Raw genomic sequence first — 13,715 nt, 5'->3', positions numbered from 1 at the left:
TGATTGGTCACGCGACGCCGCGACCGATAGCATCGATAGCATCGGGGTAGCTTCCCGAATCGCTTCTCATCAACTCTCAGGTGATCCGATATGACCCGCAGCATTTCCGCCCGCGTTGCCGAACTTGGCTTGACCCTGGACGCCGCCGCCGCGCCGGCCGCCAATTACGTGCCCTTCGTCCTGGAAGGCAACCTGCTTTATATCTCCGGCCAGATTTCCCGCAAGGACGGCAAGGCGGCGTACCTGGGCCGGCTGGGCGACCAGGTGTCGGATGCCGACGGCGTGGCGGCCGCGCGCGCCTCGGCGCTGGGCATCCTGGCGCAGATCGCCGCCGCCACGGGCGACCGCCTGGACCGCGTGGCCCGCGTGGTCCGGTTGGGCGTGTTCGTGGCCAGCGCCCCCGACTTCAACCGCCAGAGCGCGATCGCGAACGGCGCCTCGGACTTGATGGTCGACGTGTTCGGCGACGCCGGCCGCCATGCGCGCAGCGCCGTCGGCGTGGCGTCCCTGCCGCAAGGCGTGGCGGTGGAGGTCGAAGCCGTCATCGCGCTGACCCAGGCCTGATCCCGGCCGCCTGAAAGGAGCCGCCATGACTGCCCCCCTCCCGCCGAGCACCGTACAGGCGCTGCGCGCCATGGCGCCCGGCACGCAAAGCTCGGTGCACTTCAACCATGCCGGCGCGTCGTTGCCGTCCACCGCCACGCTGCAGGCGATCCATGCGCATCTGAAGCGCGAAGCGGCGCAAGGTCCGATGGAGGCCGGCGTCGCGGCGCGCGATCTGACCGAAGCGGCGCGCACGCTGGCGGCGCAACTGCTCAACGCCCAGGTCGATGAAATCGCGCTGACGGGAGGCAATTCGGCCGGGTGGGGCGCGGCTTTCGCGGCGCTGCCGGCGTGGCGGCCCGGCGACCGCATCCTGGTCGGCCGCCACGAATGGGGCGGCAACCTGGCCACCATGCGGCTCCATGCGGCGCGCGCCGGCGCCACGCTGGAGACCATTGCGTCGGACGACAGCGGATGCGTGGACGCGCAGGCGCTGGAGGCCATGCTGGACGATCGCGTGCGGCTGATCGCGCTGACCTGGCTGCCCGCCAACGGCGGTCTCATCAACCCGGCCGCCGCCATCGGACAGGTCGCGCGCCGGCACGGCATTCCCTATTTCGTCGATGCCGCGCAGGCAATCGGGCAGATCCCCATCGATGTGGAGCAGGTCGGCTGCGACGTGCTCAGCGGCCCGGGCCGCAAGGCCTTGCGCGGGCCGCGCGGAACCGGAATCCTGTACGTGCGGCGCGCCTTCCTGGACCGCCTCACGCCCGCCTTCGTCGATACGCATTCCGCGCCGCTCGACGCGGATGGCCAGCCCGTCCTGCGCCCGGATGCCGCGCGCCTGGAGTCCGCCGAGAACTCGCTGGCGCTGCGCTGTGGCCTTGCCAACGCCTTGCGCGAGGCGCTGGATCTGGGGCTGGACACGATCCGAGCCAGCATCGACGCCAACGCCCAGGCGCTGCGCGCCGAACTGGCGGCGATTCCCGGCGTCACCGTGCTGGACCAGGGCCGCGAAAAATCCGGGCTGGTCGCGTTCAACGTGGCAGGCCAGGACGCCGCGGACGTGCAGCGCAGGCTGTCGGCGCAGGGCATCACGATCGGCAGCAACGGCGTGCCCTACACGCCGCTGGACATGCAGGCCCGCGGCCTGGACCGGATCGCGCGCGCGTCGGTCAGTTACCTGACGAGCAGCGCCGAGATCGACCGCTTGCTGGAAGCCTTGCGCGCGCTGGCCGGCCAAACCTGCGCTGGGCGCGAAGCAGCGGGCTAGGCCCGCCCCGCCATCGCGCCGCGCCTGGCAAACGGCGACCACTTCGTGAAGACGAGCAGGTTGCCCAGCATCACCAATGCCAGCCCCGACAGCGCCTGGGGCGTCCACCGGTATCCCTCGACGACGGTGGAAACGCTCAGCGCGACGACCGGGAACAACACCGTGCAGTACGCCGCCCGGGCGGGTCCCATGCGGCCCACCAGGGTCAGGTAGGCGGTGAAACCGACGATGGACCCCGCCACGGCCAGGTACAGCAGCGCGCCCACGTAGGCCGGCGAAGGATCGAAGTCGAACGGCAGCCCCGTGGCCACGCAGCCGGCCAGCAGGATCGCCGCGCCGTAGAGCATGCTGTAGGCGTTGCCGGTGAGCGGCCGGATGCCGGCGCGCTGCTGCAGCGACGACAGCATGTTGCCCGTCGAAAAGCACAGCGTGCCCAGCAGCGCAAACCCCAGGCCCAGCAGGGTTTCATGGCTGGCCTCCTGGCTCGCCAGCTCCGGCCAGAACAGCAGCGCCAGGCCGCAAAACCCCAACGCCCCCGCCGCCATGACGCGCGCCGTGATGCGGGTGCCGAACCACAACCGCGCATTGACGGCGTTCCAGAGCGTCGCGGCGGAAAACACCACCGACACCAGCCCGCTGGGAATCCACTGCGTGGCCGAATAGAAGCACAGGAAATTCAGGCAGAACAGGCACAGGCCCTGGCCCACGCACAGCCAATGGCCGCGCCGGTCCAGCTTCTGCAGTTTGCGCATCAGCCGCAGCGCCGCGAACAGCAGCAGCCCCGCCAGCGCGAAGCGGTAGAAGATCGACACGGGAATGGCGACCACGCCGAGCTGCAGCTTGATGGCGATCCAGGTCGTGCCCCAGATCAGGACGGTGAGCAGGTAGAGGGAAAGATTCATGATGCGGCGTGCGCCGGGCTGCTGCGCAAAGATCGAATACGGACGCCGGCGGCCGCCCCGGTCGCCGGGCATCCAGTGTGCGCCGGGCCGCCGCGCCGCGATTGCCGGTTCTTGCGCTTTTGTCCGAATCGGGCGCGTCGCGCGCGCGGGATCGCAGTAGCATTCCTTCCCATGGGCAACACCGCTACGGCCCCGGCCGATTTCTCCGTCTTTCGCACCCTGTCGCGCTCCACCGCGACGCTGCAGCGCGCCGCGTCGCTGGGCGAAGGCATGGCGATCTCGCAATGGTCGCGCACCGCCCGCGAAACGCTGGCCTACGACACGCCCGGCCATCACACGCTGTCGCTCTACCTGCAAGGCGGCGACAAGTCGTTCCGGGTCGGCCAGGACGCGCTGCATGGCGGCGCGGACAAGTTCTGCGTGCTGCCCGCCGAGCACCATTCGCGCTGGTGCATGAACGACAACGTGCATTTCCTGCACCTGTACATCGCGCCGCAGCGCCTGGCGCGCGAAGCCGTCATGCGGCTGGACTGCGAACCGCGCACGCTGGAGCTGCGCGACCGCACCTACATCCACGATGACTCGCTGATCGACGTCTGCCGCCGGCTGCTGGGCACCGACTGGAGCCAGCCGGCCGACCGCCTGGCCGCGAGCAGCGCGGCCGAGACCGTGCTGCACCACCTGCTGGGGCAGGGCGTCGCGCGCAAGACACCGCAGCCCGCCCGCGGCGGGCTCGCCCCCGGCGTGCGCCGCCGCGTCATGGACTACGTGGACGCCCATCTGGCCGATCCCCTGACGCTGGACGAACTCGCCGGCGTCGCGGCGCTGTCCACCTATCATTTCGCCCGCATGTTCCACGCCTCGTTTGGCGAGCCGCCTCACGCCTGGGTGCGCGGCCGGCGCCTCGCCCGCGCCAGAAGCCTGCTGGCGACGGGCAAGGGCGACCTGGCGGGCATCGCGCAAGCCTGCGGCTTCGGCAGCGCCAGCCACCTCGCGCGCGTCTTTCGCGACGCCATCGGCGTCACCCCAGGCCAGTACCGCAGCGCGCGCGCCGGCCACTGATACGGCGCGCTGGCAGGCCGTGTGCCGCACCGCGCGGTCTACAATGGCGCATCGCCCTAGCGGCCTCACTCGGCCTGATCCTGCCTGCACCGACGCGATGCCGTCCCCGACCTCTCGCGAACCTTCCCCCCTCGCCGATAGCGCCAGCCAGCGCCGCCTGGGCGCGCACTGGCTGGCCGAACTGATCCGGTTGCGCGAAGCGCACTGGGGCCCGCTGGAGGACGCGCAGGCGGTGCGGCAGGTGCGACAGCTCGATGCCGACCTGCCATCGCGCATCCTGGCCCGCGCCACGCTGCTGGCCCAACGGGAAAACCTGATCCCGCTCGTCGAAGCCTGGCGCCGCAGCGCCACGGCCATGCTGGTCGTTCTCTTCCTGCTGGCGCTGGTCTCCGGCGCGGGCGCCGCCCTGGGCGCGCTGGGCGACGGCACGCGCCCGGTCAATGTGCTCTGGGCCATGGGCGCGCTCCTGGGCCTGCATGCGCTGACCTTCCTGGTCTGGCTGGCGAGCTTCCTGCTGCGGCCCTCGGCCGTCACCGGGCTTGGCCGCCTCTGGCTCTGGGCCACGCGCAAGCTGGCGCGCGGCCCGGACGGCGCGTTGGTGCCGCAGGCCTTCCTGAATCTGCTGACGCGCGCGGGCGCCTTGCGCGGCCTCTTCGGCAGCATCAGCCATCTGCTGTGGCTGACGGCGCTGTGCGCCGCGCTGGCGACCCTGCTCGTGGTGCTGTCCACCGCCAGCTACCGCTTCGTCTGGGCCACCACGCTGCTGGCGCCCGACACCTTCGTCTGGCTCACGCAGGCCATCGGCTGGCTGCCGGCCCATCTGGGCTTTCCCATGCCCGACGCCGCCACCATCCGCGCCAGCGACGGCACGCAAGTCCTGCCCGCCGCCGCGCAGGCGCAATGGTCGCTGTGGCTGATCGGCGTCGTGGTGGTCTACGGCATCGTGCCGCGCCTGATCGCCGGCGCGCTGTGCGCGGCGGCCACGCTGCGCGCGCTGCGACGCGTGCGCATCGATCCCGCGCTCGCCGGCTTCTCGACGCTGCGCGACAGGCTCGAACCGCCCGCCCTGTCCACCGGCATCGACCGTCCGGTCGATCCTCTGCACGAACCGCGCGTGCACGCGCCGGCGCTGGACGGGCTGGGCGGCCAGCCCGTGCTGCTGGGACTGGAATTGCCCGCGGACCTGGCCTGGCCCCCCGCGGACCTGCCTGACGGCATCCGCCAGGCAGGCAACCTGGATACGCGCGTCGAGCGCAACCGGGTGCTCGATGCGCTGGCCCAGTCCGCCGCCTCGCGCCTCCTGATCGCCTGCGACGCGCGCCAGACGCCCGACCGCGGCACCCTGTCGCTCATTGCGGACCTGTCCGCGCATGCGGGGCAGACCCGCGTCTGGCTGATCCTGCCTCATGCCGGCGCCGACACGCGCGCCGACCTCTGGCGCGACCGGCTGCTGGCGCTGGGCCTGCCCGCCGCCGCCATCCTGCAAACGCCCGTCGCGCCGCTGGACTGGCTGGAGACCGGCCATGGCTGACCCCCTCATCAAGATCGCTCTCGTCGGCCACACCAACACCGGCAAGACCTCGCTCCTGCGCACGCTGACGCGCGACACCAGCTTCGGCGAAGTGGCCGACCGCCCCGGCACCACGCGCCACGTCGAAGGCGCGCGCCTGCGCCTGGATGGACGGCCCGTGCTCGAATGGTTCGATACGCCGGGCATGGAAGACAGCATTGCCTTGCTGGAGTACCTGGAGCGCCTGGACCGTCCCGGCGAACGGCTCGACGGTCCCGCGCGCATCCGCCGCTTTTTGGACACGCCCGAAGCGCACGGCCGCTACGAGCAGGAAGCGCGCGTCCTGACCAAGATGCTGGACTGCGATGCGGCGCTGTACGTCATCGACGCGCGCGATCCGGTGCTGGGCAAGCATCGCGATGAACTCGCCATCCTGGCCGCTTGCGGACGGCCCCTGCTCCCGGTGCTCAACTTCGTGAACGCGCCGGCGCACCGCGCCGACGAATGGCGCGACGCCATGGCGCGGCTGGGCCTGCATGCGGTGGTGGAATTCGACACCGTGGCGCCGCCGCTCGATGGCGAACAGCAGTTGTACGCCAAGCTCGGCGTGCTGCTGGACCGCCACGCCGGCGCGCTGGCGCGGCTGTCCGACAGCCTGGCCGCGCAGCGACGCGAGCGCCACGCCGCCGCCTACGAACTGCTCGCAGACCTGCTGATCGACGTCGCCGCGCTCCATCTGTCCAGCCCCAGCGACGACGGCGCGCTCGCCGCCGCTTCCGGCCTGCTGCGCGACCAGGTTCGCCAGCGCGAACAGACCTGCGTGAACGCGCTGCTGGCGCTCTACAACTTCCGCGCGGCGGATTACGCCGACGACGCGCTGCCGCTGCAAGGCGAACGCTGGGGCATGGATCTCTTCCATCCGCAGGCGCTCAAGGACATGGGTGTGCAGGTCGGCATGGGCGCCGCCGCGGGCGCCATGGCCGGCGCCGCGGTTGATCTGATGAGCGCGGGCTTGAGCCTGGGAACCGGCATGCTGATCGGCGCCGCCGCGGGCGGGCTGTGGCAGGGCGTGGAAAAGCTCGGCAAGCGCGTCGCGGGCAAGCTGCGCGGCTGGCGCGAAATCAGCGTGGACGATGCCGTGTTGCGCCTGCTTGCGTTGCGCCAGCGGCAGTTGATCGAAGCGCTGGAACGACGCGGCCACGCCGCGCGCGAGCCATTGCGGCTAGACCTCCCGGCCGATGATGCATGGCGCAAGGGCCCTTTGCCGGAAGCCCTGAAGGAAGCGCGCAGCCGGCCCGAATGGTCGGCCCTGGGTAAACACTATGAAGACAGCGACCGCCGCAAGCGCGTGCTGCATGAATTGGCGAAAACCCTCGCATCCACGCCGCTGCCGGCCGATTGACCGGCAGCCCGCATGCCCCGCCGAACGCACCATTCAACGCATACGGCAAGCGCGTAATAACCCCAATCCAAACCGATTGACGCTTAAACGAATGCGTCGATAAGATTCGATCTGCATCGACGCGGGTCCGTCCCCGTCATGTCAATCACAAGGGGTTGGATCTATCGTGAAGTCGAAGTCCTGCGCAGTGATTCCCGGCATCGCCGTCCCCGGCCCGTGCGCAGTTTGCGCCGCGCGCCGCCCGGCTCCCCCCCTTCCTTCGTCTTAAGCAGCAACGCCATGCCCCGGATCCCCATGGGGCCGGGGCCCTGTCACTTCTGTCGCGCTATCCGCGCACCACACGGAGCATGAGGGCTATGCGTACTTTTCACCACTTCAAGCAGGCGGCGCTTGCCGCTGCCGTGGCCGCCTCGCTGGCATTCAGCGCCGGCGCGGCCGCCAAGACCCTGCATTGGTCGTATCAGGGCGACGCCACGTCGATGGATCCGATGGCCCTGAACGAAACCTTCACGCTGGGCTTCCAGGGCAACATCTACGAAACGCTGGCCGGCTACGACGGCGACCTGAAACTCACGCCGCTGCTGGCCGAAAGCTGGGAAAACCCGGAACCCACCAAGTGGGTCTTCAAGCTGCGCAAGGGCGTGAAGTTCCATGACGGCTCGCCCTTCACCGCCGACGACGTGATCTTCTCGTGGAAGCGCAGCCTGACGCCGGGCTCCGACATGAAGGGCTACGGCGCCAAGGCCACCGACATCAAGAAGGTGGATGACTACACCATCGAAGTCACCACGCCCACGCCCAACCCCATCCTGCCGCGCGAATGGGTGTTCCTGTACATCATGAGCAAGAACTGGGCGGAGAAGAACAAGACCACCGAGGCGACCAACGTCAAGGGCGACAACCAGGGCAACTACGCCAACCTGCACGCCAACGGCACCGGCCCGTTCATGCTGACCGAACGCCAGCCCGACGTGAAGACCGTGCTCAAGCGCTACGACGGCTACTGGAACAAGAACATCAAGACCAACATCGACGAGGTCATCTTCCAGCCGATCACGCAGGAAGCCACGCGCGTGGCCGCGCTGATCTCGGGTGAAATGGACGTCGTGCAGCCCGTGCCGGTACAGGACTGGAAGCGCCTGGAAGACGCCAAGGGCGTCAAGCCGCTTACCGCGCCCGAAGCCCGCGCCATCTTCATCGGCATGGACCAGGACCGCGACGAGCTCCTGTTCTCCGACGTGAAGGGCAAGAACCCGTTCAAGGATATCCGCGTGCGCGAGGCCGTCGTGCTGGCCGTCGACACCAAGGCCATCAACGAAAAGATCATGCGCGGCGCGGCCAAGCCGCTGGGCTCGCTCATCGCCACGTCCATCAACGGCTACGACGAATCCTTCGGCGCGCCGTACAAGCCCGATCCTGAACGCGCCAAGAAGCTGCTGGCCGAAGCCGGCTATCCCAAGGGCTTCACCGTCACCATGGACTGCCCGAACGACCGCTACGTCAATGACGAAAAGGTCTGCCAGGCCGTGGCCGGCATGCTGGCGCGCGTCGGCATCAAGATCAACCTGCTGGCGCAGACCAAGTCCAAGTACTTCGGCAAGATCCTGCTGCAGGCCGGCAACCAGACCAGCATGTACATGCTGGGATGGACGCCCAGCTCGACCGACGCGCACAACACCCTGCTGAACCTGACCTCGTGCCGCGACGCCAAGACGGCCGCGGGCCAGTTCAACCTGGGCGGCTACTGCAACAAGAAGGTCGACGAGCTGACCAACAAGATCGGCGTCGAAACCGATCAGGCCAAGCGCAACGCGATGATCAAGGAAGCCTTCGGCATCGTGCGCACCGACTTCGGCTACCTGCCGCTGCACCAGCAACCCATGTCCTGGGGCGTGAAGGAAAACGTCACCGTCACGCAGCGTGCCGACGACGTGCTCGATCTGCGCAACGTCGTGCTGCCGTAGCGCGGCGCTTGATGCAACCCCGGGCGGCTCGCGCCGCCCGGACGCACCCGGCCCAGCCCCCATTCCCGCCTTGCGCGCGGAACGCGGCCCGGTGCCATCCGAACAAGAGGGCTTCCTGAGATGCTTTCCTTTATTGCGCAGCGGCTGTTCCAGTCGGTGCTGGTGATGCTGACGGTGGCGCTGATCGCGTTCGCCATGTTCCGCTACGTGGGCGACCCGGTCGCCAGCATGGTCGGCCAGGACACGACGCCCGAGCAGCGCGCCCAGTTGCGCGAACAGCTCGGCCTGGACGATCCCTTCATCGTGCAGTACGCCCACTTCGTCGCCAACGCGGTGCAGGGCGACTTCGGCATGTCCTACCGCCATCGCCGGCCGGTCAGCGAACTGCTCGAAGAGCGCATGCCCGCCACGCTGGAATTGTCATTCGTGTCCGCCGTCATGGCGCTGGCGCTCGGCATTCCCATGGGCATCTACACCGCGCTCAAGCGCCACGGCGTGCTGTCCAAGGCCTTCATGGCGATCTCGCTGGCGGGCATTTCCCTGCCCACCTTTCTGATCGGCATCCTGCTCATCCTGTTCTTCGGCGTGCAACTGCGCTGGCTGCCCAGTTTCGGGCGGGGCGACGTCGTGAGCCTGGGATGGTGGACCACCGGCTTTCTCACCAAGTCCGGCTGGCTGGCGCTCATCATGCCCGCCATCACGCTGGCGCTCTTCCAGATGACGCTCATCATGCGCCTGGTGCGCGCCGAGATGCTGGAGGTGCTGCGCGCCGACTTCATCAAGTTCGCGCGGGCGCGCGGCCTGCCGGAAAGGCTGATCAACTTCCGCCATGCGCTCAAGAACACGATGGTGCCCGTCATCACCATCACCGGCCTTCAGCTGGGTTCCATCATCGCCTTCGCCATCATCACCGAGACGGTGTTCCAGTGGCCCGGCATGGGGCTCCTGTTCATCCAGGCCATCAGCATGGTGGACATCCCGGTCATGGCCGCCTATCTGGTGCTGATCGCCTTCATGTTCGTGGTCATCAATCTGATCGTCGACCTGCTGTACTTCGTCGTCGACCCGCGCCTGCGCGTGCAGAGCAAGTGAATGGCGGTAAAAAAGGAAATCGCATGATCGCTCGCATCGCCCCCTTCTTCACGCGCGCCGCCGACAGCGACCTGTGGCACAGCTTCAAGCGTTCGCCCGGCGCCATCGTCGCCGCGATCGTCACGCTGGTCATCGTGCTCGGCGCGTTGTTCGCGCCGGTCGTCGCGCCCCACAATCCCTTCGATCTCGCGTCCCTGAGCATCATGGACGCCAACACGCCCCCGGCCTGGGAAGAGGGCGGCAGCCCCGACTTCCTGCTGGGCACGGACGACCAGGGCCGCGACATCCTGTCGGCAGTCATGTACGGCTCTCGCGTGTCGCTGCTGGTCGGCTTTGCCTCGGTGCTGTTCTCGATGGTGCTGGGCGTGACGCTCGGCCTCATCAGCGGCTACGCAGGCGGGCGCGTCGACAGCTTCATCATGCGCATCGCCGACGTGCAGCTCTCGTTTCCCGCGATCCTGGTCGCGCTGCTGATCGACGGCGTGGCGCGCGGACTGCTGCCGCGCGACATGCACGACCAGCTTGCGCTCTATGTGCTGATCTTCGCCATCGGGATTTCGGGCTGGGTGCAGTACGCGCGCACCGTGCGCGGCTCCACGCTGGTCGAGCGCAACAAGGAATACGTCCAGGCGGCCAAGCTGATCGGCATCGGACCCATCACCATCCTGCGCCGCCACATCCTGCCCAACGTCATGGGACCGGTGCTGGTGATCGCCACCATCCACCTCGCGATCGCCATCATCACCGAAGCCACCCTGTCGTTCCTGGGCGTGGGCGTGCCGCCCACCGCGCCGTCGCTGGGCACGTTGATCCGCATCGGCAACAGTTACCTGTTCTCGGGCATGTGGTGGATCTCCATCTTCCCCGGCATCGCGCTGGTTGCGCTGGTGCTGTCGGTCAACCTGCTGGGCGACTGGCTGCGCGACGCGCTCAACCCCAAGCTGCGCTGAGATTGCCATGGCCTTGTTGAACATCGAAGACATCCGTATCGAATTTCCCAGCCGCCGCGGCACGATGGTGGCGGTGGACGGCGTATCGCTGTCCCTGGAAAAAGGCGAGATCCTGGGCGTGGTGGGCGAATCCGGCGCGGGCAAGTCCACCATCGGCAATGCCGTCATCGGCCTGCTCGAAGCGCCGGGACGCCTGGCCGGCGGGTCGGTGCTGCTGAACGGCGAACGCATCGACACGCTCACGCCGGCGCAACAGCGCAAGGTCCGGGGCCGGCGCATCGGCATGATCTTCCAGGATCCGCTGACCTCGCTCGACCCGCTGCAGACCGTGGAAAGCCAGCTCGTCGAAACGATGCTGGTCCACCTGGACCTGTCGCACGACGCGGCAAAGAAGCGCGCCGTGCAGCTCCTGGCGCAGGTCGGCATCGACCAGCCCGAGCTGCGCGTCCAGCAGTATCCGCATCAATTCTCGGGCGGCATGCGGCAGCGCGTGGTGATCGCGCTGGCGCTATGTTGCAAGCCCGAGGTCATCATCGCCGACGAGCCCACCACCGCGCTGGACGTGTCGATCCAGGCGCAGATCCTGGACCTGCTCAAGAAGCTGTGCCGCGAAGAGCAGGTCGGCATGATCATCATCACGCACGACATGGGCGTGATCGCGGACGTGACGGACCGCGTGGCGGTGCTGTACCGCGGCAAGCTGGTGGAGCAGGGTCCCACCGCCAAGATCCTGGGCGACCCCGACCATGCCTACACGCGCAGCCTCATCTCGGCCGTGCCGCGGCCCGACATCAAGCTCAAGCGTTTTCCGCTGGTGACCTACATCGAATCCGTGAGGACGCCCGCGCAGCCGCTGGACCTGGCCACGCACTGGCTGGGGCAGCGCCGCGACTTCGGCAAGCGCACGGACGGCCCGCTGGTCCAGGTGCGCGACCTTTCCATGCGCTTCGTGCTCAAGAGCGCCTTTTTCAAGCGCAACCAGCGCACGCTGGACGCGGTCAAGCGCGTCAATCTGTCGATCGGCGAGGGCGAGGTCTTTGGCCTGGTCGGCGAATCGGGATCGGGCAAATCCACCGTCGCGCGGCTGATCTCGGGCCTCTACACGCCCAGCGAAGGCTCGGTCACGTTCGGCGGGACCGACCTCACGGCGCTCAAGGGCGAGAAGGAACTCAATCCCTTCCGGCGGCAGATCCAGATGATCTTCCAGGATCCCTTTTCGTCGCTGAACCCGCGCATGCGCGTGCTGGACATCGTGGCCGAGCCCATCCGCTTCCACAAGCTCGCGGCCAACGAGGCGGAAACGCGCCGCATCGTGGCCGACCTGCTGGACGTGGTGGGCCTGGCCGACCGCGCCGCGGAACGCTTCCCGCACGAATTCTCCGGCGGCCAGCGCCAGCGCATCTGCATCGCGCGCGCGCTGGCCACGCGGCCGCGTTTTCTGATCTGCGACGAGCCCACGTCGGCGCTGGACGTGTCCATCCAGGCGCAGATCCTGAACCTGCTCAAGGACCTGCAGGAAGAGCTGGGCCTGACCATGCTCTTCATCAGCCACGACCTGCCGGTGATCCGCCAGATGTGCGATCGCGTCGGCGTCATGCGCCACGGCGAACTGCTGGAAGTGGCCGAGACGGAAGCCCTGTTCGAACATCCGCAGCACCCCTACAGCCAACATCTGCTTGGCCTCATGCCTCGCCTGCAGTCCATGTCCCGCGAAGGGCTGGACGTGGTGGGCTGAGACCCCGCGCAACCGGAGCCCTCCTGACATGACCGCGACACGACAGACCCTCTTCATCGGCGGCAAGGTATTCGACGGAATGGGGCGGATGCTGCCCGGACACGGCGTGCTGGTCGAGGGCGCCCGCGTGGCGCGGGTGGCGCCAGCCGGCGAGTTCTCCGGCTACGCGGGCGCGCGCGTGGACACCACGGGCATGACGCTCATGCCCAGCCTGGCCGACTGCCATGTGCACCTGGTCTACACCGGCGGCGCGGATCCCAACGCGCAATTGAGCAAGCAGGGCCCGGCGCAGATCACGCTGACCGCGCTGGAGAACGCGCAGGCCAGCCTGCGCGGTGGCGTCACCGCATTGCGCGACTGCGGGGGCAAGGACTACCTGGAGTTCGGCGTGCGCGACGCCATCGCGCGCGGCGTTTTTCCCGGCCCCACCATCAAGGCGTCGGGCCGCATCATCTGCATGACGGGCGGCCACGGCAACCGGATCGGCCGCGTGGCCGATGGCTGCGAGGAAGTGGTCAAGGCGGTGCGCGAACAGGTTCACGCGGGCTGCGACCTCGTGAAGATCATGGCGACGGGCGGGGTCATGACGCCCGGCGTCAGCCCGATGGACGCGCACTACAGCTTTGACGAGATGAAGGCGGGCGTGCACGAGGCCAAGCGCTTTCGCAAGAGCACGGCCAGCCACGCGCAAGGCACGCAGGGCATCCTGAATGCCGTGCGCGCCGGCATCGATTCCATCGAGCATGGCATCTTCATGGACGACGACTGCCTGCGCGAGATGCTGGAGGCGCAGACCTATCTGGTGCCCACCATCGCCGCCGTGCGCAACATCATCGCCAACGCCGACAACGGCATTCCCGCCTACGCGGTGGAAAAGGCCCGCGCGGTGGAACAGCGCCATCGCGAGTCCTTCCAGATGTACTACAAGGCCGGCGGACGCATCGCGCTGGGCACGGACGCGGGCACGCCCTTCAACCTGCATGGCGAAAACGCCATGGAGCTGGCTTACATGGTGGAGTTCGGCATGACGCCGGTGGACGCCCTGATCGCCGGCACGTCGCGCGGGCACGACCTGATGGGCCTGGTTGACCACGGCGTCGTCGCCGACGGCAAGGTGGCCGACCTGCTGCTGGTGAAGGGCGATCCCACCGAAGACATCATGCAGGCAGCCGACAAGCGCTTCCATGTGGCCGTGCTGCGCAACGGCGAACTCGCGGCGGGGGCCTTGCCGTCCTGAGCACGGCGGGAAATGAAAACGGGCTGTCGTCATGACAGCCCGCCG

11 protein-coding genes are annotated in these 13,715 nt (G+C 68.4%); 10 read left to right on the top strand and 1 reads right to left on the bottom strand.

Annotated elements, in window-relative coordinates:
- The first annotated feature begins 90 nt into the window (after window positions 1-90).
- Window positions 91-564: a RidA family protein gene (locus ACZ50Q_RS00860; protein WP_076518007.1), complete on the top strand. Its 474-nt coding sequence runs from the start codon at window positions 91-93 to the stop codon at window positions 562-564.
- 25 nt (window positions 565-589) lie between these two features.
- Window positions 590-1,816 carry an aminotransferase class V-fold PLP-dependent enzyme gene (locus ACZ50Q_RS00855; RefSeq protein WP_464080240.1) on the top strand — a complete coding sequence of 409 codons (1,227 nt, stop codon included), beginning with the start codon at window positions 590-592 and terminating at the stop codon, window positions 1,814-1,816.
- On the opposite strand, the gene ACZ50Q_RS00850 is transcribed toward ACZ50Q_RS00855, so the two are convergent.
- Window positions 1,813-2,718, bottom strand: a complete 906-nt coding sequence (locus ACZ50Q_RS00850; RefSeq protein ID WP_092577340.1) for a DMT family transporter — start codon at window positions 2,716-2,718, stop codon at window positions 1,813-1,815. The two genes, ACZ50Q_RS00855 and ACZ50Q_RS00850, sit on opposite strands and share 4 nt — an antisense overlap.
- Before the next feature lie 171 nt (window positions 2,719-2,889).
- On the opposite strand from ACZ50Q_RS00850, the gene ACZ50Q_RS00845 reads away from it, so the two are divergent.
- The 8 genes from ACZ50Q_RS00845 to ACZ50Q_RS00810 all read left to right on the top strand — a co-directional run bounded on the left by ACZ50Q_RS00845 (window position 2,890) and on the right by ACZ50Q_RS00810 (window position 13,670).
- On the top strand, window positions 2,890-3,780 hold the full coding sequence (locus tag ACZ50Q_RS00845; RefSeq protein WP_464080239.1) for a helix-turn-helix domain-containing protein: 891 nt from the start codon (window positions 2,890-2,892) through the stop codon (window positions 3,778-3,780).
- 97 nt (window positions 3,781-3,877) lie between these two features.
- Window positions 3,878-5,311, top strand: coding sequence for a DUF2868 domain-containing protein (locus ACZ50Q_RS00840; RefSeq protein WP_464080238.1), 1,434 nt, complete (start codon window positions 3,878-3,880; stop codon window positions 5,309-5,311).
- Window positions 5,304-6,692, top strand: a complete 1,389-nt coding sequence (locus ACZ50Q_RS00835) for a GTPase/DUF3482 domain-containing protein (protein WP_464080237.1) — start codon at window positions 5,304-5,306, stop codon at window positions 6,690-6,692. Before ACZ50Q_RS00840 ends, ACZ50Q_RS00835 begins: the two co-directional genes overlap by 8 nt.
- A gap of 356 nt (window positions 6,693-7,048) precedes the next feature.
- Window positions 7,049-8,656, top strand: coding sequence for an ABC transporter substrate-binding protein (locus ACZ50Q_RS00830; RefSeq protein ID WP_092576948.1), 1,608 nt, complete (start codon window positions 7,049-7,051; stop codon window positions 8,654-8,656).
- 120 nt (window positions 8,657-8,776) lie between these two features.
- Complete coding sequence (locus tag ACZ50Q_RS00825) at window positions 8,777-9,748, top strand: ABC transporter permease (protein WP_092576951.1); 972 nt, start codon at window positions 8,777-8,779, stop codon at window positions 9,746-9,748.
- A gap of 23 nt (window positions 9,749-9,771) precedes the next feature.
- The gene (locus tag ACZ50Q_RS00820) at window positions 9,772-10,698 is read left to right on the top strand and encodes an ABC transporter permease (RefSeq protein WP_076518021.1); all 927 of its coding nucleotides are present in this window, start codon (window positions 9,772-9,774) and stop codon (window positions 10,696-10,698) included.
- Window positions 10,699-10,705: 7 nt separating this feature from the next.
- Entirely contained in the window at window positions 10,706-12,433 is a 1,728-nt protein-coding gene (locus ACZ50Q_RS00815; protein ID WP_464080236.1) for a dipeptide ABC transporter ATP-binding protein, read from the top strand.
- A gap of 28 nt (window positions 12,434-12,461) precedes the next feature.
- Window positions 12,462-13,670, top strand: coding sequence for a metal-dependent hydrolase family protein (locus ACZ50Q_RS00810; protein ID WP_092576957.1), 1,209 nt, complete (start codon window positions 12,462-12,464; stop codon window positions 13,668-13,670).
- The last annotated feature ends 45 nt before the right edge of the window (window positions 13,671-13,715 follow it).

The organism is Achromobacter sp. T5-5, assembly GCF_055397965.1.
Note: the sequence above shows the minus strand (reverse complement) of the source record. Positions and strands in the feature narration are given on the sequence as shown.